Origin of the sequence: Flavobacterium sp., assembly GCF_036759525.1 — a bacterium.
Classification (GTDB): Bacteria; Bacteroidota; Bacteroidia; order Flavobacteriales; family Flavobacteriaceae; genus Flavobacterium.
Genome location: NZ_DAIOUN010000005.1, coordinates 82,107 through 107,314, shown reverse-complemented (window position 1 = coordinate 107,314; position 25,208 = coordinate 82,107). Strand labels below are relative to the sequence as shown.

Genomic DNA, 25,208 nt, shown 5'->3' with positions numbered 1-25,208 from the left:
TGAATTGTTACCAATCTTTTGTTAAAAAATCATTTCTTTTAAGACTTCTTTACAATCTAAAGGTTTAATCGTAAATTAGCCTCTATGAAAAAATACATTTTTGGTTTTGTTTTATTTCTTTTCCTAAGCGGACAGGCTCAACCTATTTCTATCTCGGGATTGATGTTGCAAAAAGAACCTTTGGATGCAACACTATATTTTGATACAGACGCTTTTGGTTACCATTATTTTCAAAAGAATAATGTTTTCATTAAACAAAAAGGAAAAGAAATATACCAATATAAGAATGTTGCTTTAGGAAAAATATCCTATGCCGATATTCAAAACCCACTCAAAATTGTACTTTTTTTTGAAGGTTTCAATACGGCAGTTACTTTGGATAATCAATTAAATGAAACTCAAGTCATTTCTTTTTCAAAAAATAACGCCTCAACTTTGGTTACTGCTACAGGTTTAGCCTCTCAAAATCGATTGTGGGTTTTTAATGTATTATCGATGCAATTGGGATTGATGGATTTAAAAAGAGGTGTACCGATCTATTTTTCTCAACCTTTTCAAAAAAACATCAGACATTATGAATCCAATTACAATTATTTTTATTGGATTGATAATGACAACCGTTTGTATTATTGTGATTTATTTGGAAAAATCACAGATTTGGGTGAAGTTCCAGAATTTTCTCAAATTCAAATTTTAGATACCAACAAAATCTTGTATTCTTTTAATAATCATCTCTATTTCTACTCTTTAAACTCAAAAAATAAAACAGAAATAGAAATTGAGGAAAAAAGCTTTGTGAAATTTAAAATAAGAGACCAATTTTTGTTTATTTTTACCGAGAACGAAATAAGTAAATATCAAATTAATTTACCGTAATGCACATAGCAGTAGCAGGCAATATTGGAGCCGGAAAAACCACTTTAACACGACTATTAGCCAAACATTTTAAATGGGAACCGCATTTTGAAGATGTGGTTGACAATCCGTATTTGGACGATTTTTATCATCAAATGGAGCGTTGGTCATTTAATTTACAGATTTACTTTTTGAATAGTCGATTCAGACAAATTCTACAAATTCGCGAAAGCGGAAAAAAAATTATTCAGGATCGAACCATTTATGAAGATTCTCATATTTTTGCTCCCAACCTTCATGCTATGGGTTTGATGACCAATCGTGATTTTAACAATTATAAATCGTTGTTTGAATTAATGGAAAGCATGGTTCAGGCACCGGATTTGTTGATTTACTTAAGAAGTTCGATTCCCAATTTAGTGAGCCAAATTCACAAAAGAGGGCGTGATTATGAAAATACGATTTCGATTGACTATCTAAGTCGATTGAACGAACGCTACGAAGCTTGGATTCAAAGTTACGACAAAGGAAAATTGCTAATTATTGATGTAGACAATATTAACTTCGTAGATAATCCCGAAGATTTAGGAATGATAATCAACCGAATAGATGCCGAAATAAACGGATTATTTTAGTACTAAAACATAGAAAATTGCCTCAATTTATTGAGGCTTTTTTATTGCATCGTATCAAACAACGATTTTACTTTTATATTTTGTACTGGTTTTGACAATTTGATGAATCGCTTTTCTTTTGGCAATAAATCAAAATAATTATCTTCAAAAAACACTTCAGTTTCTGAATAAATGAAAACATCTTTGGTTAAAACATCTGAAGAAATTTCAATAGTAAACTCATCAATGTTTTGAATTTGAATATTTGGTTTTGATAATTTCATATCTTTTGGTTTTACAAAAAAATAGTTGGATTCTACTTGATTAAATCGAATATGTAAAACACTATTTCTCAAATCAAATTTCTCAAATTCAGTTTTTGGAATTTCATAAACAACCGTACTCGAATTTTCTTCAATAGCAATTTCTTTAAAAGTTTTCCAAAGCAACTTTCCATCAAAAGAAAGTAATTCTAATTCCAATTTTCCTGAATAATTTTCGAAATCATCATTAACTAAATACACTTTATATTTATCATTTTCATTTGCAACCGAAAGCAACAAATTCTCAAAACTTCTTTTGGCTTGATACTGAAAGGCTTTCCAATTCCCAAAATAATCCAACGAACTCCAAGACGTAACGGGCCAACAATCATTCAACTGCCAATACAAAGTTCCCATACAATAGGGTTTCGCTCTTCGGTGGGCTTCAATGGCGGTTTTCATTCCTCGAGCTTGCAACAGTTGGGAAACATATAAATAATCTTCAAAATCTTTTGGAACCACATAATCGCGTTCCATGTATTCATTGATGGTTTCATAACCTGTTGGATGCTTTTGATGATTTTTGAAAGCTTCGGAAGTAAAATTTAAGTCTTCTTGAGTCATTACTTTTTGTAAGGTTTCCATATTGGGCATGCCTTGAAAACCGTATTCACTCACAAACCTTCCTACTTTTTTTTCATATATCTCAAAGGGTTCTTTTCCCCACCAAACGCCCCAATAATGCACATCGCCTTGGGTTAAACTTTCTTTTCTTCCCCAACCTTTTGAAGGCGATGACGACCAATAAATATTCTTTTCTTTTGACAATAAACTATCCAAAGTCTGCGGAATCATTTCATGAAATACTTTTTTGTAATCGTTCCAAATTTGAGTTGAATCGGCTTTGGAATAATTAAATTGCTTTTGCCAACCCCAATTGTTCCAACCTTCGTCGTTTTCATTATTACCGCACCAAATCGCAATACTCGGATGATTTTGTAAGCGATTTACATTATCAATGACTTCTTGTTTTACATTTTCTACAAATTTCTTATCGCCCGGATACATCGAACACGCAAACATAAAATCTTGCCAAACTAAAATTCCGTTGGCATCGCAAGCTTCATAAAAAGCATCATCAAAATAAACGCCACCGCCCCAAACACGAAGCATGTTCATATTTGCTTTTTTGGCATTTGCTACCAATGAATAATAAATAGAATCCGAAACGCGTGGTAAAAAACTATCGGGCGGAACAAAATTGGCACCTTTCATAAACACGGATTTTCCGTTTAATTTGAAGTAGAAACTGCTTCCAATTTGGTCTTTTTCCTGAATTAATTCGATTGTTCGTAAGCCAATGTTTAGCTTCTTTTTATCAAGTGATTTTCCCTTTTGATATAATTCAATTGAGAAATTATATAAATTAGGTTTACCCAATCCATTACACCACCAAAATTTAGGAGATTCAATTTTGTAAGGATTCTTGATTGAAGTAATTCCCTTTTTTAAGTTAACAAATAACTCATCTATTTTTCCAGTAATATCATTGTAAATTAGCAAAACATACTTTCCATTTTTTTCAACATTTACATCAATTATAAATTCTAATTCTGCTAAACTTTCATTAAGTTCGTCTTGGCTGTATTTTATATTTTCGATTTTAGCCGAATTCCAAAACTTCAATTGTACTGGTTTCCAAATTCCAGCCGTAACGAATCGTGGTCCCCAATCCCAACCGAATTGATATTGTGCTTTTCGAACAAAAACACGTTCTTTTTCAGGTAAAGTATACGATAATTTTTTCGCTTCTTCGTTTCCTTTTTTAACTGCCGAATGAAAAACCACTTTTAAATGATTGGTTCCCATTTTCAAATGTGATTTGGCAGAAATGATCCATTTTCTGAACATGTTATCCGCTTCTAAAACTACGTTTCCGTTCAAAAAAACCGTTGCATACGTATCCAAGCCTTCAAATTCCATTTCGATATTTTCATTTTTTAGTTCGGATTTGGTCAGTGAAAAATGCGTTTCGTATTCCCAATTTTCATTTTCAATCCACTGCAATTGCTTTTCATTGGCTCCGAAAAATGGATCAGGAATTAGTTGGTTTTGAAACAAATCGGTGTGAATGGTTCCGGGAATGGTTGCCTTGTGTTTTTTAGTTTCGTTTTGCTTGTTGAATGTCCAGTTTTCGGTTGACAAATTACGATAGGAAGTCTGTCCAAAAAAGAAAAAACAATTTAGACTGCATAGGAAAACGAAAATATCTTTAACCATATAAGGCATATAAGTTTTTAGAGTGAAAGCTTAATTAAAATTAATGAAGCTCATTTAAGATTGCAACTTTTTCTTTAATTGAACAATTTCCTCTGGACTAGCAATTTCACTTCCATCGGTAATGGCAGAAGAATGATACCAATTCGTATTAACCATTTCGTCTAATTCTGAAATATTGGTAGAACGCAATCCGCCACCTGGCATAATTTCTATTCGATTATTGGCTTGAATGACTAATTGTTTCAAAACTTCTTTTCCTTTCATGACATTTGAAAAAGTTCCAGAAGTTAGAATCGTTGAAAATCCGCACGAGATAACATCTTCTAATGCTTGTTTATAATCCAAGACCCCATCAAAAGCTCTATGAAAAGTACAAGGGAATGGTTTTGCTAATTCCACTAAAGCTAAATTTTGTTCGATATTAATTGTTTTATCTTCCTTCAAAATTCCAAAAACAAATCCGTTAACTCCAAGTTTTTTGATGGTTTCAATTTCCGATTTCATTTGTTCAAATTCTGAATCCGAATACACAAAATTTCCTCCTCTTGGACGAATCATTACATATAAATCGATAGTCAAATGTTCACGAACTTGTTGAATTATTTGAAGATTTGGAGTAATTCCGCCAACTGAAATATCAGCACATAATTCTACTCTATCCGCTCCAGCATTTTGAGCAATCAAAGCCGAATCTAAATTAAAACAAGCGATTTCTAGTTTTTTCATTATTTCAAATAATACTTCGCATCGATTAATTTATTTCCGGTTGCATCATGAACGGCATAATTGAAACCACCTTGCACACAATACGAACCGTATTCTCCTTTTTTGTTCAAAGCGATGAAACCAACTTGAATGTCTTTTAGATTTTTACCCCGATTTTGTGTCAATTTTACAATTCGCATAACGGCTTCTTCACAAGCTTTTTGAGGTGATTTTCCCTGACGCATGAGTTCAACTACCAAATGACAACCGGTAATTCGGATTACTTCTTCACCGTGGCCTGTTGCAGTTGCCGCACCAATTTCATTATCCACATACAAACCTGCACCAATAATCGGTGAATCGCCCACACGTCCATGCATTTTAAACGCCATGCCGCTTGTGGTGCATGCTCCCGATAAATTACCCTGTGCATCTAATGCTATCATTCCGATAGTGTCGTGGTTTTCAATATTCACTTTGGGTTGGTATTGACTGGATTTGAGCCATTCTTTCCATTCTTTTTCAGAAGCTTCAATTAATAGATTTTCTTTTGGAAATCCTTGCGATAAAGCAAATTGCAATGCTCCTTCACCAACCAACATCACATGTGGCGTTTTTTCCATCACGGCTCTGGCCACTGAAATCGGATGCTTGATGTGTTCCAAACACGCCACCGAACCAATATTTGAAAATTCATCCATGATGCACGCATCCAACGTTACCCGTCCTTCTCTATCCGGACGACCACCATACCCAACGCTTCTCTCAGACGGATCAGCTTCGGTAAGTTTTACACCAACTTCTACGGCATCGAGTGCACGGCCTTTATTTTTCAATATTTCCCAGGCGGCTTCATTGGCTTGTAAACCAAAATTCCATGTAGAAAGCACTATAGGTTTGTTTGACTTTCCGGAAAACAATTCCGGTTCCTCCGGTTTTGACTGAAAGGATTGCAAAGCTACTCCCGCTGTTGCGAGAGCTGTTGTTTTTAGAAAATTACGTCTATTTGCCATATCATTCTACACTAATTTCGTCTATAAATAACCAAGCCGCACTAGCGGAACCGGGTTTTCCATCTGGAATGGTACCGTAATTATTAACAATAACTTTGAGATACCTAGCTGTTGTTTTAGGAAAACTTTCCACCATAACTCCGTTTTGTTTTGAAATTTGTTCCAAGGAAATAGTTCGAACAAGAGTGAAAGAAACTCCATCATCAGAAACCAAAAATTGAATTTCTTTGGGCAAATAAATCCAACTACTTTCACCGTTAAACGTATTCAAACTCACTTTTTCAAAAGTGGTAGAAGAGCCAAAATCGATAGTAGCATCCACATCTTTACCTGAAAAACCCAACCAATTTTTTCCAAAACGAAGCAAATCACCTTTTACACCATCGACTAAGGTAGCAGCTCCACCTTTTCCGTAGGTTTTACTTGGTTCGTGTTTTAGCGAAATGGATTTACCGGAAGATTTAGTTATGTAAAACGTTTGAGAAATTGTTGCACTTTTGGCCTGACCTGCTTCAAAATAGGCTGATTTTACAGTACAACTTTTTTCAATTTGTATGGAGGAGTCATATTTTTTTGAATCCACTTTGGGTTCAGAACCATCAGTAGTAAAACGAATACCAGAAGCATCTCTACCCTTCAATGCATAATAAATTTGGTTGTTTTGAACCGCAATATCCGAAACCACTTGATAAATTGCTTTACTAAAATTGATGTTTTTTTGTTTCCAACCTTTCATGTGATGCACCACTCGATCTTCAAAAGCTTTATAGTTTTGAGGATTTGAAGTTCCCCAAACCACCTCTGCAATAGCTGTAAGTCGAGGAAAAAGCATGTATTCTACTTGAGTGGTTGTCTCAATATATTCTGTCCATAAATTAGCTTGGGCACCTAATATATAAGCCGATTCTGCCTCGTTTAACTCAGTTGGAATAGGATTATAACTGTACACTTTTTCCAAAGTAGTATATCCTCCAAAAGCTAAAGGTTCATTTGCAGGTTCGCCTTGGTAATGGTCAAAGTAGCAATGTGAGCCCGGTGTCATAACAGCAAAATGTTTTTCTTTGGCTGCTGCAATTCCGCCATCGGTTCCTCTCCAGCTCATTACGGCTGCGTTGGGAGCCAAACCGCCTTCGAGAATTTCGTCCCAACCGATGATTTTTCGTCCTTTGCTGTTGACAAATTTTTCAATGCGTTGGATGAAATAACTTTGCAATTCATGTTCGTCCTTTAACTTCTCGTCTTTCATTCGTTTTTGGCAATGCGAACAACTTTTCCAACGTGTTTTGGGACATTCATCACCTCCAATATGAATGTATTCTGATGGAAATAAGGCAATTACTTCACTTAAAATATTTTCTAAAAAGGTAAACGTTTCGTCTTTTGGACAAAAGACATCGTCTAATACACCCCATGTTTTTCCCACTTCAAAAGGTCCGCCCGTACAAGAATATTCCGGATAAGCGGCTAAGGCAGCCAAGGCATGACCCGGCATTTCAATTTCAGGAACAACCGTTATGTGTCGTTCTTTGGCATACTCCACAACTTCTTTAATTTCTTCTTGGGTGTAAAATCCACCATAACGTTTGGTATCAAAAGATTGGTCGCGGTAATGCCCTACCATTGAACCGTTTCGCCAAGCTCCAATTTCTGTGAGTTTTGGATATTTCTTGATTTCTATTCGCCAACCTTGATCGTCGGTTAAATGCCAGTGAAAAGTATTCATTTTGTACTGAGCTAAATAATCGATATACTTTTTGATAAATTCTATATCAAAAAAATGACGAGATACATCTAAATGCATGCCTCGCCATTTAAACTTGGGTTGATCATTGATTAGTAAACAAGGTATCTTAATTTCATCTTTTTCTTCCAACGGAAGCAATTGCAATAAAGTTTGAATACCATAAAAAACACCAACATTTTCATGTGCTGCAATTGTAATTTCATTCTTATTTATTAACATCAAGTATTCTTCATCATTACTTTTAAAAGAAGAGCGTTTACCTGATGAATCTTTAGTTACTGATAACTTTGGAGAGAGAGCATAATTTAAAGCAATACAATTTTTACTCTTAGCATTTTTATTGATGGCTAGTTTCAAGCCATTATTTTCATTAATATATTGTTGAAGAAATTGAGCTTCAAATGAACTTTCATCTGCTTTTATAACGGTTTCACTGTTTAAAATAAAAGTACCTTCACGAAATTCTAATGATTCAGGCTGTGGAATAATATTTTGACCAAAACCTAAATATGTAATCAAGCCAAAAAGCAAAAGAAAAAATCTAATCATAACCTAAAATTATTCGGCTAAATGTAGTAAAAATAAAAATGCCTTGCGTGGGCAAGGCATTTTTTATAATTGTAAGATTAAAAACTATTGCTTTTTAAATTCTTCAATTTTAGCAGTAACTTCTTCGTCTGTTCCTTCAAAAGTTTGCGTTTCTGTTTTTTCTTCACCATTTACTTTAGAAGTAATAGTTACAACAGCACTAACTTTACCGGAAGCATCTTTAGATTTTTCAACAGAAATGTTTTTGTAAACTTCTTCTTTTACTTCGTTCAAGAATTTACAACTCTTGTTAGTGCATCCTTTTGCAATACATTCTTCTTTAGTCATTGAAGCACACATTTCAGAAGAAGAACAACAAGCCGCTTTTTCTGTAACTGTAGTAGCATCGTGACCTCCTAAAATGGGAGCGATTACCAATCCAATCAAACACGTTAATTTGATTAAAATGTTCATTGACGGACCGGAAGTATCTTTAAATGGATCACCTACAGTATCTCCGGTTACGGCAGCTTTGTGAGCATCGGAACCTTTATAAGTCATTTCACCATTAATCATTACACCGGCTTCAAAAGATTTTTTAGCATTATCCCAAGCACCACCGGCATTGTTTTGGAACACAGCCCAAAGTACACCTGAAACAGTAACTCCAGCCATATAACCCCCTAACATTTCGGCAATCAATTTATTATCATATCCTAACAACATTGGTAAAACCGCAATTAAAATTGGGAAACCAATCGTCAAAATACCAGGTAACATCATTTCGCGTAAAGCCGCTTTAGTAGAAATTTCGACACATTTACCATATTCTGGTTTGTTTTTACCTTCCATGATACCTGGAATTTCTTTGAATTGACGACGTACTTCATACACCATATCCATCGCCGCTTTTCCAACTGAATTCATTGCCAAAGCAGAGAATACCACCGGAATCATACCTCCTACGAACAACATGGCCAAAACCGGAGCTTTAAAGATGTTGATACCGTCAATTCCAGTAAAGGTTACATAAGCCGCAAATAAGGCTAACGATGTTAACGCCGCAGAAGCAATAGCAAAACCTTTTCCGGTTGCAGCCGTTGTGTTTCCTACAGAATCCAAAATATCGGTACGTGTACGTACTTCTTTAGGTAATTCACTCATTTCAGCAATACCTCCGGCATTATCAGAAATTGGTCCGAAAGCATCGATTGCTAATTGCATCGCTGTAGTAGCCATCATAGCAGAAGCTGCTAAAGCCACACCGTAGAAACCAGCAAATGCATAAGAAGCCCAAATTGCTCCTGCAAATAATAATACGGTTGGGAAAGTAGAAATCATACCTGTAGCTAAACCAGCAATTACGTTTGTTCCCGCACCTGTCGAAGATTTTTGTACAATGGCTAAAACCGGTTTTGTACCTAAACCTGTATAGTATTCTGTTACAGATGAAATAATTCCACCCACAGCTAAACCAACAATGGTAGCATAGAATACTCGCATAGAAGAAATTTCTTTTAATCCTTCACCAAAGAACTCCATGTTCATGGTTTCAGGCAACATGTATTTTACAAGGAAGAAACAAGAAATCAATGTTAAACCGATAGAAACCCAGTTTCCAACATTCAATGCTCCTTGTACCTCTTTTTCTTTGGCGTTATTGTCTTTAATTTTTACCAACATAGTCCCGATGATTGAAAATAAAATTCCGAAACCGGCAATTGCCATTGGTAATAATATAGGACCAATTCCACCAAAAGCATCGTCAATAGCACCACCCATATCTTTGATAACATAGTTACCTAAAACCATCGCAGCTAAAACCGTAGCCACATACGAACCGAATAAATCGGCACCCATTCCGGCAACGTCACCTACGTTATCTCCTACGTTATCCGCAATAGTAGCTGGATTACGCGGATCATCTTCCGGAATTCCGGCTTCTACTTTACCTACTAAGTCAGCACCAACGTCGGCAGCTTTGGTATAAATTCCTCCGCCTACACGAGCAAATAAAGCAATAGATTCAGCACCTAATGAAAATCCGGCAAGTGTTTCTAGAACAATAGTCATTTGGTCTGTAGAAGTCCAAACTCCACCCATGAAATAGTGGTAGAAAAATATGAAGAAAGCCGTAAGACCTAAAACAGCCAATCCGGCTACACCTAATCCCATTACGGTTCCACCGCCAAAAGAAACTTTTAAAGCTTGTGGCAAACTGGTTCTGGCAGCTTGTGTTGTTCTCACATTGGTTTTGGTTGCAATTTTCATCCCAATATTTCCTGCAAAAGCAGAAAAAATAGCACCGAAAACAAAGGCTACAACAATCAAAATATCGGTTGTTGGAACAATAAATGAAATAGCAGCTAAAGCCACACTGGCTCCAACTACAAAAACGGCTAATAATCTGTATTCTGCTTTAAGGAAAGCCAAAGCACCTTCGTAGATATAATCTGAAATCTCTTTCATTTTACCATCACCGGCATCTTGCTTTAAAACCCAAGCTCTTTTGGCCCACATAAAAGCTAAGCCTAAAAATGCCATGATTAATGGCACATAAATCATAATTGAATCCATAAAAATGTATTTTATAATTTTTTTAACGATTGCAAAAGTAACAAAATAGGAATAAAAAAAAGCAACAAATCAAAATTGAATGTTGCTTTTTTTATTAGAATAGTAAAATTTTTAGGAAATACTAAATAATCCATCGGGTTTATCTGCTAAATTCGCAAAACGATCAACGCATTTTTCGATGATTTCTTTGGCTTCTGTAACATCACCCCAACCTTCTACATCTACTTTCTTTTGCTCTAAATCTTTATAAACTTGGAAAAAATGTTCGATTTCTTTAAGCAAGTGTGGATTTACATCCGATAAGTCGTTTAATTTATTCCAAACGGGGTCGGAAACCGGTACGCAAATTACTTTTTCATCCGGTCCTTTTTCGTCTGCCATATGAAAAACACCAATTGGTTTTACTTCCATAACACAACCCGGGAATGTGGGTTCGGTTACCAAAACCAATACATCAAGTGGGTCACCGTCTAAAGCTAATGTTTCCGGAATAAAACCGTAATCGGCCGGATACATCATCGATGAGAAAATCATTCTATCGTAACGGATTTTTTTGAGTTTAAAATCGTATTCGTATTTATTTCTACTTCCTTTGGGTATCTCTATTAATACATCAAAAGATTTTTGTTTTGCTGCACTCATAATTCATTTAATTTAAGGACTGCAAATTTACGAGCTATAGTAGAGAAGAAAGCATTAAAATTAATTTTTATCAAATTTCAATTTTACCTCATATAAAATTACATAAAGCAAAAAAAATGAGATAAAAATATACCAAATTAGAAATAAAACCCGAAAGAACCTTTGATTGTGAAATTGCTGGTATCCGGAAGATTTCTATAATTGGCTCTCCAAGCACAATCGATACGAAACACTTTAAATATATTTCCAATTCCTGCACTGTATTCCCAATAGGGTTTTTCTGGGGCAACATAATTTAATGTTGAAGCATTGATAGACCTATTGGCATCAGACACAGAACCTATGACCCCTTTAATACCTATAATTTCTCTTAGATTCATTTTTCTCAATCCGGGAATTCTTGAAAAAAGCCTACCATTAAAATGATGTTCCAATTGAAGAGTTGCATATTGATCTGAAACAAATTCATAAAAATTTAGGTTGTTAAAGGTATTTTCAATCAAAAAATAAGATTGATTCCCGGGCACCACGCTCAATAAACCAAGTGGTACTTCCCCAAATGTTTTTCCTAATTCGGTGATAAAAAACAATCTTCCAAAACCTCCAATCAGAACCGGTTGTTTGTAAAATAATTGAATTTTTTGGTATTCAAAATCACTATCAAAAACACCTTTCATGCCTTGACTGTAATTTACGTACAAACGCGTGAAATTATTGTCTACCAAATTGCGTTCTACCCCATATCCTATCGTTTTTCTCTTGGGTGTATAGTCAATAGAAAAAGTAAGTTCGGCCTGTTTTACGTCGCTTCGTATTTCAGTTTGTGAATTGGTAAAATAATCTAAGCTAAATTTATCTGATGCCGATTTCAATGTACGATAGGAGAATCCGGTTTCAAAAGTTAAGTTTTTTACCGGTTCTATATTCATAGAAACAGTACTTAAATTAATACTGGTAAGATTGGCATTGGTTCCAGTCATAAAAAGACCGGATGAGGCAAAGCTTCTCCCTAAAACGTTGTTTGACGTAGTTAAACTAGCTCCCAATTGCTCAATATCTCTTCTATTTCCACCTTCTAAAATAAATCTGTTTTTCTTATTGAGTAATACTTTACCCGAAACTCCATATTTTACTTGTTGATCCGAAAAACCGTAGGCGGTATAAAACTGTAATCGCCACGGATCATTTTGACCAAAATAGGTTCTTCCTCCTACGCGTACTCTAATGCCTTCAATCTCATTGTACCCAAAGGTTGAAAAAATGGGACCGAAATCAAAATTCCCTTTTTGGATGTATCCGCTACCAAGAATAGAGACCAAATTGTACATTTGTTTGAATTTCTTGACTGTTTGGAGTGTATCAAGCATTTTGTAAACCCCTAATTCATCTTTACTCAGGTTTTCAAATCGATTCTCTGCCCAAAACTCGTCTGATTTGGTATAAACCGAATTATCAATGAAATTTACCTCTTCTTTGTAGAACTCTTTTGGCTTTTCTTTATCAAATTGATGGTTTTTATAGAGCGTTGTTCTCTTCCCGTATACCCCTTTAGATTCTTCCTTTTTATTGAGAGCGAAATCAGACATCATATGATCTCTCTTTAACAAAAAGACAGAATCATTTACTACATCAAATTCTTGTTCAATGTAAATTTCTTTGACCCAGTTTATATTGGCACTTTTGGTTACGGCCATATTTATGGATTTAATGGCATAGGTTGTATCATTTACCCAAAAATCTCCTTTGAATGTGAGTTCACCTTTTCTTCTGGGATAATATACAATGTTATAACACCATTTGTTGTCAATAAACATGCTGTCGGTTAAGGCATAATTATACACATCAATACCCGTTCTGGAAAGAGGGCTTACGAAATCCTTGTCAAAGAACTTCAAGTAGTTATCATAAATATCATAATCGGCATATAAATCTTTAACAAAAGCAATAATTTGTTGATTGGAACTAAATCCCGAATTTTTATTAGCTTTTAGGATTTCTTTTTCTTTTCCAGTCAAATTATTACCATACACTTCAGATAGAGATTCATTGATAAAAATGGGCAGATAGGTCTTTCCTGTAATTCGAGAAGTATCAACTTGATCAAAAACAAACTCCATTCCCTTGAAGAGTTTACTTTTCATCATGGCACTATCTATGGTATTCAAATCAAACTCTACTTTCTCATATTTGTCATACTGGTATTGTTTGAACTGTCGCAATCCGTTCTTTCTTTTTCTGGCCCAAATTTTACGTAAAATATCAATGGCTGGGTTATTTTTCTTTGACATTTTACCTGAAATTACAACTACCTCTCGAAGGGTTTCTCCTTCAACCAACTTGATTTTTAAATTATACGTTACCGCTTTTTCAAGTTTGATTTCTTGAGGCGTATATCCTATAAATGAAACTACTACTGTACTATGACTTTTGGAAGATTCCAAATAAAAACGTCCATTCTCGTTGGTTATTAATCCTTCGGTAGAGTTTTTGAAATATACATTTGCAAATGGAATAGGTTGATCATTTTCATCTACAACAATCCCGCTCACTTTGGTTTGACCCATAGAAACGAATGCTAAGAAAAGAGAAAAAAGGACACAAAGTTGTTTTACGTTCATGGCTATTAGAAAAAAAAACTTCATCAAATATGAAAATTGATGAAGTTTCAAATATACTTTTTATTTTTAATTACTTGTACATTACTTTTTTTACGGCTTTTACCACATCTCCAGCATTGGGTAACCATTCTTTTAAAAGTGTTGGTGAATAGGGAGCAGGGGTATCTGCAGTAGTAATTCTTTGAACCGGTGCATCCAAATAATCAAATGCTCTTTCTTGTACCATGTAGGTTATCTCGGAAGCCACACTTGCAAAAGGCCACGCTTCTTCAAGAACTACTAAACGATTTGTTTTTTTTACCGATTTGATAATCGCGTCATAATCCATTGGACGAACCGTTCTCAAATCTATAATTTCACATGAAATTCCCTCTTTTGCCAATTCATCTGCTGCAATAAAAGCCTCCTTAATAATTTTTCCAAAGGAAACAATCGTCACATCTGAACCTTCTCTTTTGATGTCTGCAACTCCAAGTGGAATGGTATATTCGCCTTCCGGAACTTCCATTTTATCTCCATACATTTGCTCTGATTCCATGAAAATAACAGGGTCATTATCACGTATAGCCGATTTTAATAATCCTTTAGCATCATAAGGATTGGATGGAACCACCACTTTTAATCCGGGCGTATTGGCAAACCAATTTTCAAATGCTTGTGAATGTGTGGCTGCTAATTGTCCAGCAGAAGCGGTTGGCCCTCTAAAAACCATTGGCATAGGAAACTGTCCGGCCGACATTTGACGCATTTTTGCAGCATTATTGATAATTTGGTCAATTCCAACCAATGAAAAGTTAAAAGTCATGAACTCTACGATAGGGCGACAACCATTCATGGCAGATCCAACCGCAATTCCGGCAAAACCAAGCTCGGCAATTGGAGTATCTATTACTCTTTTGGGTCCAAACTCATCCAACATTCCTTTTGAAGCCTTGTAAGCTCCATTGTATTCTGCTACTTCCTCACCCATCAAATAAACACTCTCATCGCGACGCATTTCTTCACTCATCGCTTCAGCAATAGCCTCTCTAAATTGAATTGTTCTCATATAGAATTTTTCTTAAAATCATTTTTACGAATGGCAAAAATAAAAATTTAAAATCACTTTATGACACATTTTAAAGGTAAAATCAACTATATTTTTTGTTCCAAAACCCCATGTTATTTCTACTTGAAATCAAATTGCACTGAATTTTCCAATTTACACCCCTTACGAAAACGATATATTACTGAAAAAATATTATGCATGCATACTAAAATTAGAAAAATTATTCGTACTTTCGTAACCAAAATTAATTTAATCCTATCCTATGAAAATATTAGTTTGCATCAGTCATGTGCCTGATACTACTTCCAAAATCAACTTTACCAATGGTGATACCGAGTTTGATACCAATGGCGTTCAATATGTTATCAACCCAAATGACGAGTTTGGTTTAACACGTGCCATTTGGTTTCAAGAACAACAAGGAGCAAATATTACGGTTGTAAATGTGGGAGGTCCCGACACAGAACCAACCTTGAGAAAAGCATTAGCTATTGGAGCTAATGAAGCTATTCGCATAAATGCCAATCCAACTGATGGTTTTTTTGTTGCGAAACAAGTAGCCGAAGTAATCAAACAAGGCTCATACGACTTAGTAATTTGTGGTAAAGAATCCTTAGATTATAATGGAGGAATGGTTCCCGGAATGATTGCAGCTATTTTGGGATATAATTTTGTTAATTCATGTATTGATTTAAAAATTGAAGGTTCATCTGCTAAAGCCCAAAGAGAAATTGACGGAGGAAAGGAAACTATTTCTGCTTCATTACCTTTAATCATTGGAGGGCAAAAAGGTTTGGTAGAAGAAAAAGACTTACGCATTCCGAACATGAGAGGAATTATGACTGCCAGAACTAAAGCTTTGACTGTTTTAGAACCCGTTGGAGCAAACAACCATACTAAAGCCGTAAAATTTGAAAAACCGGCTCCAAAATCTGCCGTAAAATTAGTGAGTGCAGATAATCTGGATGAACTAGTAAGTTTATTACACAACGAAGCGAAGGTGATCTAGGAACCAGTGGTCCGTTCTTCGTGTTCAAACTATCATACTCTTAAACTATTATTAAACGTTTAAACAAAAAATTATGTCATTATTACTATATGCAGAATCGGCAGAAGGAAAATTTAAGAAAGTAGCTTTTGAATTAGCATCCTACGCCAAAAAAGTAGCCGAATCATTAGGAACATCCGTCACAGCAATTACAATAAATGCAGGTGATGTTACAGAATTATCCAAATACGGCGTTGACAAAGTACTAAAAGTAACCAACGATAAATTGGCTTCATTTAATGCAAAAGCGTATGCTGATGTTATCAAACAAGCAGCTCAAAAAGAAGGTGCGAAAGTAATTGTTCTATCTTCTACAACCGACAGTATTTATTTGGCTCCGCTTGTAGCTGTAGGTTTGGATGCAGGTTATGCTTCAAATGTAGTTGGATTGCCTTTAAGTACTTCTCCATTTCAAGTGAAAAGAAATGCTTTTTCAAATAAAGCATTCAATATAACCGAAATTTCAACAGATGTAAAAGTATTAGGATTGGCTAAAAACTCTTACGGATTAGTAGAAAGTAACTCATCTCTTACTTCAGAAGATTTTTCGCCTAATTTGAACGATGCCGATTTCTCTGTTAAAGTTGAAAGTATTGAAAAAGTAACCGGAAAAGTTACAATAGCCGATGCCGAAGTAGTTGTTTCGGGTGGTCGTGGATTGAAAGGTCCAGAAAACTGGGGTCTAGTAGAAGAATTGGCAACCGTTTTAGGAGCGGCAACCGCCTGTTCTAAACCGGTATCCGATTTGGGATGGAGACCTCACAGCGAACACGTGGGACAAACCGGAAAACCGGTTGCTACCAATTTGTATATTGCCATCGGAATATCGGGAGCCATTCAACATATAGCCGGAATAAACTCGTCTAAAGTGAAAGTGGTAATCAACTCAGATCCTGAAGCTCCGTTTTTTAAAGTAGCTGATTATGGCGTAGTTGGTGATGCCTTTGAAATTGTTCCAAAACTAACTCAAAAATTAAAAGAATTTAAAGCTCAAAATTCATAATTTTTTATAAATTGTGCCCGCATTGGGCTATCTAAATTAAGATAGTTGTATCTTTGTTTAGATAGCCCTTTTTTTATTGTAAACAAAAAGCTATACACCTAGTAAATAATACGTTGCAAGAATAATCATGAGCCTTGTCAAACTAGCCATAAAAGGAATATCTTACAGTCAAACTCAGAACGGAGCTTACGCTTTGATTTTAAATGAAGTAGACGGAGAACGAAAGCTTCCTATCGTAATTGGTGCTTTTGAAGCACAGTCTATTGCAATAGCTTTAGAAAAAGAAATTAAACCCCCTCGTCCCCTTACACACGATTTATTTAAAAACTTTGCAGATCGTTTTGATATCGTGGTTAAGCAAGTGATAATTCACAAATTGGTTGATGGCGTTTTTTATTCGAGTATTATTTGCGAAAGAGATAAAATTGAAGAAATTATAGATGCGAGAACCTCAGATGCAATAGCTTTGGCTCTTCGTTTTAATGCTCCTATTTTTACGTATAAAAATATTTTAGATAAAGCCGGAATTTACTTAAAAGGCACCACTGGAGAAACTGAATCTTCAGAAAATGACGGCGTTTTATCAGCCCCAGAGACCTTTGGTTTAGAAAACGAAGTAACCTCTGCCGGAAGTTTTAGTAATAAGAGTATTTCCGAATTGTATGAGCTTCTTAATGAGGCTGTGCAAAACGAAGACTATGAAAAAGCTGCAAAAATTAGAGATGAAATCTCAAAAAAAGAATCCTAAATTCTAATAATCCAATTTTTTATTCCAATGTATAAAAATTTAATTTTACTAACGTTAACCTTGTTGTTTTCTTTAAATTTAAAAGCTCAAGAGTTAGAAAAAAAATGGCAATTAAGTTCATCCCAATCGGATTATTTAGAATTAAAAGAAGGCGGTTATGAACTGAAAATCACAGCAGATAGTTTAACTCAAAAAGGCGATTATTTGGTACAAGATAATTATTTATTCTTGTTTGAAAATGGAGCCGATGCACCTACCAAACGATTTACTATTGCCACGCAATCTGATTCGGTTTTAATGTTAAAAACTAAGGACAAAGCCTACTCCTTTTTTGCATCAAACAAAATAAAACCCCAACAAGTTAAAACTCAACTTATTGAAAGCTCTGGGTTTAACATGACTAGTTTATGGAGAGGAATCTTGGGGATGATTTCCCTTTTAGTAATTGCTTATTTATTCAGTTCAAACCGAAAAGCCATCAATTGGAAAACCGTTGGAATTGGGATTACTGCACAATTGATTTTGGCAATTGGGGTATTGAAAATTGAATTTGTAAAAAATCTATTTGAATTTGTTGGAGGTTTATTTGTAAAAGTATTAGATTTTACTAGAGCCGGAAGTGAATTTTTATTAGGAGGCATGATGAATGTTGACAACTTCGGTTTCATTTTTCTATTTCAAGTTTTACCAACAATTATATTTTTCTCTGCTTTAACTTCGTTGTTATTTTACCTCGGAATCATACAAATTGTAGTGAAAGGCCTTGCCTTATTGCTCACAAAAATCTTAGGCATTTCTGGTGCCGAAAGCCTTTCGGTAGCCGGTAATATATTTTTGGGGCAAACCGAAGCTCCATTGATGATTAAAGCCTATTTAGAAAAAATGAACAAAAGTGAAATTCTCTTGGTTATGATTGGCGGAATGGCTACAGTTGCAGGAGGTGTATTGGCGGCATACATAGGCTTCTTAGGAGGAAATGATCCGGTTTTGCGTTTGGAATTTGCCAAACATTTACTAGCTGCCTCTGTTATGGCAGCACCCGGTGCAATAGTAGTTTCGAAAATGCTTTTTCCACAAACCGAAACTATTGATACCAATGTTGAAGTCTCTAAAGAAAAAATTGGCTCAAACATATTAGATGCCATTGCAACTGGAACAACGGAAGGATTAAAATTAGCAGCGAATGTAGCAGCAATGCTATTAGTTTTTATTGCTTTCATTGCCATGATTAATTACACTTTAGGTTGGATTGGAGATTGGTCGGGATTGAATGATTTTATAGCTGCTAAAACGCCTTATTCAAAGTTCTCATTAGAAACTATATTAGGCATTTTATTCGCTCCTTTAATGTGGTTAATTGGTGTGGCACAAGAAGATGTCATGCTAATGGGACAATTATTGGGAATTAAATTAGCCGCGTCAGAATTTGTTGGATATATTCAATTGGCAGAATTGAAAAATGCAGCCAATGCCATTCATTTTACGTATGACAAATCGGTTATCATGGCCACGTATATGTTGTGCGGATTTGCCAATTTTGCTTCCATCGGAATTCAAATTGGCGGAATTGGATCTTTGGCTCCTGGACAACGTAAAACGCTTTCTGAATTTGGTTTAAAAGCGGTAATTGGCGGTAGCTTGGCATCATTGCTTTCGGCAACAATTGCAGGAATGATTATTGGATAAATATGAGGCATCAATTTTGTTGTATTCATTGCAATCAAGATAATAAAGTAAAAATCTCTGTCGCCGACAGAGGAGAATATCAAATGAAGTACGGTGATTTTGTTGATACAACTTGTAAATTCTGTCACAAGAAAGAAAGAGTACACATTAATAAAATTCACGCTGTTGTATCTCAAAAAAATATCATATTTGGGTTTCTATTTGGTTTTATTATATCCCTTACTTTATTATTATTTCTTCCTGGATTTTTGATGATTTCTATGAGTGTTGCGTCAACTCCTTTATTAATTTATATTGGTGAACGCAAAGTAGCCAACACTTTTAATCATTATAAAATTAAAGTTAAATAAATCCAATAGTTTCCATTTTTAAAACAAATAAACACATGCAACAATACCACGACCTCGTAAGACACGTTTTAGAAAACGGAACTCAAAAAGGCGATCGAACCGGAACCGGAACCATCAGTGTTTTTGGCTATCAAATGCGTTTTGATTTAAGTGAAGGTTTTCCTATGGTAACCACCAAAAAACTGCATTTGAAATCGATTATTTATGAATTGTTATGGTTTTTAAAAGGCGATACAAACATCAATTATCTCAAAGAAAATGGTGTGAAAATATGGGATGAATGGGCCGATGAAAATGGCGATTTAGGACCGGTTTACGGTCACCAATGGCGAAATTGGAACAGTGAAGAGATTGACCAAATTTCCGAATTAATTGAAACCTTGAAGAAAAACCCGAATAGCCGTAGAATGTTGGTTTCTGCATGGAATCCTTCTGTTTTACCGGATACTTCCAAATCATTTGCAGAGAATGTTGCCAACGGAAAAGCGGCACTTCCACCTTGTCATGCCTTTTTTCAATTTTATGTGGCAGATGGAAAGTTAAGTTGTCAATTGTATCAACGCAGTGCAGACATCTTTTTGGGTGTACCGTTCAATATTGCTTCGTATGCTTTATTAACCCTGATGATTGCACAAGTTTGCAATTTACAGCCCGGTGATTTCATTCACACTTTTGGTGATGCACATATTTACAACAACCACATCGAACAATTGGAATTGCAACTTTCTCGTGAGCCAAGACCGTTACCCAGAATGATTTTAAATCCGAAAATTAAAAACATTTTCGATTTTACATTTAACGATTTTACTTTGGAAGGTTATGATCCCCATCCGCATATTAAAGGGATTGTAGCTGTTTAAAAATTAAAAAATGTTTAAAATTAAAATTCTCTTCTTTCTTCTTGGCTTTAATTTAGTTACCGCTCAAACGGATGAAACTGAAAATCAAGAAAATGTCCCTTTTCAAATCATTGAAGACTTACCAATTATTCCAGGTTGTGAAGAAATTGCATTAGAAGAGAGAAGAAATTGCTTTCAATTAAAAATTTTTGACCACATTAAAAAAAATTTTAACTATCCTGCAGAAGCTTTTAAGAAAAATATAAAAGGAAGAGTAATTGTTACTTTTGCTATTGAAAAGGATGGAAGTGTATCTATTGACAATGTCCGGGGTCCACACCCCTTACTCGAAAATGAAGCAAAGCGAATAATTTCCCTTTTACCAGCAATGAAACCCGGATTTTTTAGAGATAAACCTGTAAGAGTTACAATGTCTATCCCAATAACTTTCCATTTAGATAAATAAATTCACTTTTTTACATAAAAAAAACCACCTAAAAAGGTGGTTTAATATTAAATATAGGTTTTATTATACCGCTACTACACTATTTTCAGCAGCAGCAAAATCATTCCATTTGTACGCATCTGCTTGGTCGTCGTTTACGAATTCTCCATCAACTAAATAACGGAATTCATATGAATTTGAAGCCGGTAATTCAAAAGTAGCTTTGAACGTTCCGTTTTTTAATTTACTAAGTTCTCCTTCTTTGGGATTCCAATTGTTGAAATCACCCACAACAGCCGCTGTAGTTGCGTCTTTTGCTTCAATAGAAAAAGTAACTTTACACACCGGTTTTGATTTTATAAATTGTTTCTTAATTGCCATAACTATCTAATTTTGAGATTAATGAAGCAAAGTAACAAATAGAAATTCGAATATCAAAGAACACATAATACTTTTGCCAAATTGCCAAAAACTACCCTTTTGCAAGCCTAATTTGTTAATTTATAAGCCATTGCATTGCGATATTATTTTAGGAAAACGGTTTCGTATTAGAATATATTGAAAATAGATTTTTTTATTTTTAAAATATTCCTACCTTTAAGTAGCCAAAAAATTGTTTTTACTTATGGAAATCAGCAGAGAACAACACGAAAAATATGAATATGCTCGAAGACGAATCAAGCAAAAGAAACGTTTATATTATCATTTTGTAGTTTTTTTAATTGGAAGTTTATTTCTAATTTTATCTGATAAAATTTTTAATTATTCTCCATTTACCAATTGGTATATTTGGGCTACAACTTTGTGGTTTTTCTTATTTATCATGCACTTTATAAAAGTCTATATTACCGATCGTTTTATGAATAAGGAATGGGAAAGAGAACAGATAAACCGATTGATGGCTCTTCAGGATAAACGTTTAGAACAATTGAAACAAAAAATAGAATCAGAATCTAATACTTCGCTTTAAAAAACTATGAAAATACTTATTGCCGCAATAGCTGAAAACAATGCTTTGGGGAAAAACAACGACTTGTTATGGCATCTTCCTGATGATTTTAAAAGATTTAAAGCGTTAACATCCGGACATTATATTATTATGGGTAGAAAAACTTTTGAAAGTTTCCCTAAACCATTACCTAATAGAACTCATGTTATTATAACTCGTCAGAAAAACTATGAATTCAAAGATTGCATTGTAGTACCTAGCTTGGAGAAGGCTTTTGAAGTATGTCAAAATGAGGCCGTTGTATTTGTAATTGGTGGTGGAGAAATTTACAAACAAGCTTTACCCTTTTGTGATAAAATGGAACTAACTAAGGTTCATGCTTCCTTTGAAGCAGACACTTACTTTCCTGAATTTTCTGCAGATGAATGGAATCTGGATTTTGAAGAATTTCATCCTAAAGATGAAAAACACAACTTTGCTTTTAGCTATTTGACTTATTCGCGTAAATAAAAAACATCCCTTTGGGGGATGTTTTAATCAAAAAGCTTCAAGTTCCGGAACTAAGACTATTCCATTACTAGTATCTGATAACTTAAAATAAAAATTACCACTGCCAAAAAAACTCCAGAAATGAAGATTACGACATTGGCAAATTTCTGAGAATACATCTCAAAAAAGCCTTTAATACCAAATACCACGAAGGTACTAAAAGCGAAAAAAACTAAAATTTCCAAAAACAAATTTAACCCTAAGAACGTTTGTGACACTGAAAAATCAGATTCGCCAATTAAAGCTAATCCGTCGATACTGCTAACAAGAAAAAATGTAATGATAAGTGCCAATACCACCCATTTCATTTCGGTCTTAATTGCTCTTGATAACATGAAGACTAACATTTGATTCATGATGTAAAATTGCTCATTATTACATAACCACACAATACCCGATTTTAGGGATATTTTTTTATCACTAATTTTAGTGAGTTTGTGTTTTATCTTTTTTTAAAAAAAGTAAACAAAATTAGAAGACACGAGTTTGTTAATAGTTTAGAATAAGTTTATATTTGCAAAAAAAAGTATGGCTAAATCGGTTACCCCTTACAAAGATTCATCATTAGGCAAAAAAGAACAAGTTGCTCAAATGTTTGATACGATTTCTGAAAACTATGATGGCTTAAACCGAGTTATTTCATTTGGAACCGATATCAAATGGCGTAAAAAAGTTTTAAAATTAGTTCAAGACCAAAAACCCGACACCATACTAGATATTGCCACCGGAACAGGAGATTTGGCGATATTGATGACCCAAACTCAGGCAACTAAAATCATCGGACTTGATATTTCTGCCGGTATGCTTGAGGTGGGAAGAAGAAAAATCCAACAAAAGAATTTATCTTCAAAAATAGAAATGGTTTTAGGTGATTCTGAAAAAATCCCTTTCGACACAAATTCTTTTGATGCAATAACCGTTGCTTTTGGTGTAAGAAATTTTGAAACGCTTGAAAATGGTTTATCCGAAATACTTAGGGTACTCAAACCCAACGGAATTTTTGTTATTCTTGAAACTTCTGTCCCCGAAAAATTTCCGTTTAAACAAGGCTATAAGTTGTATACGCGTTTTATTCTGCCGCTAATTGGAAAATTATTTTCAAAAGATAATTCAGCTTATACTTACCTCTCAGAATCAGCTTCGGTATTTCCTTACGGAGAAGCGTTAAACAATATTTTGAGAAAAGTTGGGTTTATAGATGTTGTAGCACAACCTCAAACTATGGGAGTAGCTACTATTTATACAGCTTCAAAAAAATAAAATGAAAACAAAACTTGTATTTGCTTTACTCGTAATAACCTGTCATGCCCAAGCTCAATTTGGTAGTATTTTTGGTAGAGATCCTATAATTCATCTTGAAAATTTTGACAAACAAAGAGTGCATTGGGGTTATTTTTTAGGCTTCAATTCTTATGACTTTAAAATTGATCAAAATCGTTTAAATGAAGAAATTTTATGTGAAACTTCTGTTGGATTTAATGTAGGATTGGTAGGCGATTTAAGATTACACGAATACATAAATTTACGATTTGAACCCGGACTTTATTACACTCAACGAAATTTAACGTTCCCAAATTTCGAATCGGAATTTGATGCCTTGAGAGAAGTTAAATCAACTTACATTCATTTTCCGTTATTACTGAAATTTTCGTCCAAAAGAGTTGGGAATGTTAGACCCTACTTGGTTGGAGGCCTTTCAACGACGCTCAATTTATCGAGTAATTCGAAAGCAAGAGATGACAATTCTAACAATCGATTTCGCATGAATCAATGGACAAACAATTACGAACTTGGATTTGGAATTGATATTTATTTGGAATATTTCAAATTTTCTCCTTCAATTAGAGGAGTTTTCAGTTTAAATGACGAATTGATTCGAGATAACGACCCCAATAGTCCTTGGACTTCTTCTGTTGAATCTATGAAAACACGTGGTGTTTTTATAAACTTTACATTTCATTAATTCGGGCATACTCACTCATAAATATTGCTGTGGCTGTAGCTACATTCAAACTTTCGGTCATTTGAATAGTACCAAATCGGGGAATACTGATTTTCTGTTGTACTTGATGCTCAATTTCAGTTGAAATCCCGTTTGCCTCATTACCCATAACTAAAATGCAATTTTTAGGTAACGTTTTTTGGTAAATAGATTCTCCTTCCATAAAAGCCCCGTAAACCGGCAATTGAGACTCCTCAATAAACAAACGCAATGAGGTGTAGGTTACCGAAACTCTTGCAAGAGAACCCATTGTAGATTGAATAACTTTGGGATTAAAAACATCTACGGTTTCTTCAGAACAAATCAAATGTTCAATACCAAACCAATCACACAACCTAATAATTGTACCTAAATTCCCAGGATCTCTAATAGAATCTAAAGCCAAAATCAACCCCTCTTTTTTAATGTTTTTTGTTTGTGGCATTTCAAACACAGCCAAACAAGTATTGGGAGTTTGTAGACAACTCATTTTTTTTAATTCACTCTCTGTGACCCATTGAGCTGGAATTTCTTTTGAAATCTGTAAATCAGGATTGGTTGTAAAAAAATCGGTTAAAACAAAACCCGCATTTACAAACTCTTGTATCACTTTCATTCCTTCTGCAATGAAAAGTCTCTCGGTGATACGATTTTTTTTAAGGTGAAGAGCTGTAATTCGTTTAATTTGATTTTTACTAACCATAAAATAGTGTATTTTTGAAG

23 protein-coding genes are annotated in these 25,208 nt (G+C 34.5%); 13 read left to right on the top strand and 10 right to left on the bottom strand.

All coding sequences use genetic code 11. The features are described from left to right. Positions 1-84 precede the first annotated feature (84 nt). Both V7M80_RS05955 and V7M80_RS05950 read left to right on the top strand, forming a co-directional pair. Positions 85-876 (top strand): hypothetical protein, encoded by a 792-nt coding sequence (locus tag V7M80_RS05955; protein WP_333694714.1) that lies wholly within the window; start codon positions 85-87, stop codon positions 874-876. Then, the gene (locus V7M80_RS05950; RefSeq protein WP_333694712.1) at positions 876-1,490 is read left to right on the top strand and encodes a deoxynucleoside kinase; all 615 of its coding nucleotides are present in this window, start codon (positions 876-878) and stop codon (positions 1,488-1,490) included. The genes V7M80_RS05955 and V7M80_RS05950 overlap by 1 nt, the downstream gene beginning before the upstream one ends. 41 nt (positions 1,491-1,531) lie before the next feature. Here the strand turns inward: V7M80_RS05950 and V7M80_RS05945 are convergent, their stop codons facing one another. From V7M80_RS05945 to V7M80_RS05910, 8 genes are all read right to left on the bottom strand, one after another. Beyond that, positions 1,532-4,012: a beta-mannosidase gene (locus tag V7M80_RS05945; RefSeq protein WP_333694710.1), complete on the bottom strand. Its 2,481-nt coding sequence runs from the start codon at positions 4,010-4,012 to the stop codon at positions 1,532-1,534. Between the two features lie 54 nt (positions 4,013-4,066). Continuing rightward, positions 4,067-4,738 carry a copper homeostasis protein CutC gene (locus V7M80_RS05940; RefSeq protein ID WP_333694708.1) on the bottom strand — a complete coding sequence of 224 codons (672 nt, stop codon included), beginning with the start codon at positions 4,736-4,738 and terminating at the stop codon, positions 4,067-4,069. Next, positions 4,738-5,730, bottom strand: a complete 993-nt coding sequence (locus tag V7M80_RS05935) for an isoaspartyl peptidase/L-asparaginase (RefSeq protein WP_333694707.1) — start codon at positions 5,728-5,730, stop codon at positions 4,738-4,740. The genes V7M80_RS05940 and V7M80_RS05935 overlap by 1 nt, the downstream gene beginning before the upstream one ends. A 1-nt stretch (position 5,731) precedes the next feature. After that, complete coding sequence (locus V7M80_RS05930; protein WP_333694705.1) at positions 5,732-8,023, bottom strand: glycoside hydrolase family 20 protein; 2,292 nt, start codon at positions 8,021-8,023, stop codon at positions 5,732-5,734. An 84-nt stretch (positions 8,024-8,107) separates the two neighbouring features. Further along, positions 8,108-10,579, bottom strand: coding sequence for a sodium-translocating pyrophosphatase (locus V7M80_RS05925; RefSeq protein ID WP_333694704.1), 2,472 nt, complete (start codon positions 10,577-10,579; stop codon positions 8,108-8,110). A 111-nt stretch (positions 10,580-10,690) separates the two neighbouring features. Then, positions 10,691-11,221 carry an inorganic diphosphatase gene (locus V7M80_RS05920; RefSeq protein WP_333694703.1) on the bottom strand — a complete coding sequence of 177 codons (531 nt, stop codon included), beginning with the start codon at positions 11,219-11,221 and terminating at the stop codon, positions 10,691-10,693. 137 nt (positions 11,222-11,358) lie between these two features. Then, positions 11,359-13,863, bottom strand: a complete 2,505-nt coding sequence (locus V7M80_RS05915; protein WP_442902343.1) for a DUF5686 family protein — start codon at positions 13,861-13,863, stop codon at positions 11,359-11,361. Positions 13,864-13,909: 46 nt separating this feature from the next. Next, a complete protein-coding gene (locus tag V7M80_RS05910; protein WP_333694702.1) occupies positions 13,910-14,887 on the bottom strand; it encodes a pyruvate dehydrogenase complex E1 component subunit beta in 978 nt (325 codons plus the stop codon). Between the two features lie 262 nt (positions 14,888-15,149). Here V7M80_RS05910 and V7M80_RS05905 point away from each other — a divergent pair, with 262 nt between their 5' ends. The 7 genes from V7M80_RS05905 to V7M80_RS05875 all read left to right on the top strand — a co-directional run bounded on the left by V7M80_RS05905 (position 15,150) and on the right by V7M80_RS05875 (position 21,027). Next, complete coding sequence (locus V7M80_RS05905) at positions 15,150-15,896, top strand: electron transfer flavoprotein subunit beta/FixA family protein (protein WP_333694700.1); 747 nt, start codon at positions 15,150-15,152, stop codon at positions 15,894-15,896. A 73-nt stretch (positions 15,897-15,969) separates the two neighbouring features. Beyond that, positions 15,970-16,938 (top strand): electron transfer flavoprotein subunit alpha/FixB family protein, encoded by a 969-nt coding sequence (locus V7M80_RS05900; RefSeq protein WP_333694699.1) that lies wholly within the window; start codon positions 15,970-15,972, stop codon positions 16,936-16,938. A gap of 127 nt (positions 16,939-17,065) precedes the next feature. Then, complete coding sequence (locus V7M80_RS05895) at positions 17,066-17,686, top strand: bifunctional nuclease family protein (protein WP_333694698.1); 621 nt, start codon at positions 17,066-17,068, stop codon at positions 17,684-17,686. A 27-nt stretch (positions 17,687-17,713) separates the two neighbouring features. Beyond that, positions 17,714-19,372: a NupC/NupG family nucleoside CNT transporter gene (locus tag V7M80_RS05890; RefSeq protein WP_333694697.1), complete on the top strand. Its 1,659-nt coding sequence runs from the start codon at positions 17,714-17,716 to the stop codon at positions 19,370-19,372. A gap of 2 nt (positions 19,373-19,374) precedes the next feature. After that, positions 19,375-19,722, top strand: a complete 348-nt coding sequence (locus tag V7M80_RS05885; RefSeq protein ID WP_333694696.1) for a hypothetical protein — start codon at positions 19,375-19,377, stop codon at positions 19,720-19,722. 35 nt (positions 19,723-19,757) lie between these two features. Next, the gene (locus V7M80_RS05880; RefSeq protein ID WP_333694695.1) at positions 19,758-20,582 is read left to right on the top strand and encodes a thymidylate synthase; all 825 of its coding nucleotides are present in this window, start codon (positions 19,758-19,760) and stop codon (positions 20,580-20,582) included. Between the two features lie 10 nt (positions 20,583-20,592). After that, the gene (locus tag V7M80_RS05875; RefSeq protein ID WP_333694694.1) at positions 20,593-21,027 is read left to right on the top strand and encodes an energy transducer TonB; all 435 of its coding nucleotides are present in this window, start codon (positions 20,593-20,595) and stop codon (positions 21,025-21,027) included. 63 nt (positions 21,028-21,090) lie between these two features. Here V7M80_RS05875 and V7M80_RS05870 read toward each other — a convergent pair whose 3' ends face one another. Next, the gene (locus V7M80_RS05870) at positions 21,091-21,387 is read right to left on the bottom strand and encodes an isoamylase early set domain-containing protein (protein ID WP_333694693.1); all 297 of its coding nucleotides are present in this window, start codon (positions 21,385-21,387) and stop codon (positions 21,091-21,093) included. A gap of 244 nt (positions 21,388-21,631) precedes the next feature. Between V7M80_RS05870 and V7M80_RS05865 the strand changes: the two genes are divergently transcribed. The 4 genes from V7M80_RS05865 to porT all read left to right on the top strand — a co-directional run bounded on the left by V7M80_RS05865 (position 21,632) and on the right by porT (position 24,467). Continuing rightward, positions 21,632-21,976, top strand: coding sequence for a 2TM domain-containing protein (locus tag V7M80_RS05865; protein WP_333694692.1), 345 nt, complete (start codon positions 21,632-21,634; stop codon positions 21,974-21,976). Between the two features lie 6 nt (positions 21,977-21,982). After that, entirely contained in the window at positions 21,983-22,465 is a 483-nt protein-coding gene (locus V7M80_RS05860; RefSeq protein WP_333694691.1) for a dihydrofolate reductase, read from the top strand. A 567-nt stretch (positions 22,466-23,032) separates the two neighbouring features. Next, positions 23,033-23,764 (top strand): bifunctional demethylmenaquinone methyltransferase/2-methoxy-6-polyprenyl-1,4-benzoquinol methylase UbiE, encoded by a 732-nt coding sequence (gene ubiE, locus V7M80_RS05855; RefSeq protein WP_333694690.1) that lies wholly within the window; start codon positions 23,033-23,035, stop codon positions 23,762-23,764. A gap of 1 nt (position 23,765) precedes the next feature. Beyond that, positions 23,766-24,467, top strand: a complete 702-nt coding sequence (gene porT / locus V7M80_RS05850; protein ID WP_333694689.1) for a type IX secretion/gliding motility protein PorT/SprT — start codon at positions 23,766-23,768, stop codon at positions 24,465-24,467. Here the strand turns inward: porT and V7M80_RS05845 are convergent. Then, positions 24,454-25,188: a TrmH family RNA methyltransferase gene (locus V7M80_RS05845; RefSeq protein WP_333694688.1), complete on the bottom strand. Its 735-nt coding sequence runs from the start codon at positions 25,186-25,188 to the stop codon at positions 24,454-24,456. The two genes, porT and V7M80_RS05845, sit on opposite strands and share 14 nt — an antisense overlap. Positions 25,189-25,208 lie beyond the last annotated feature (20 nt).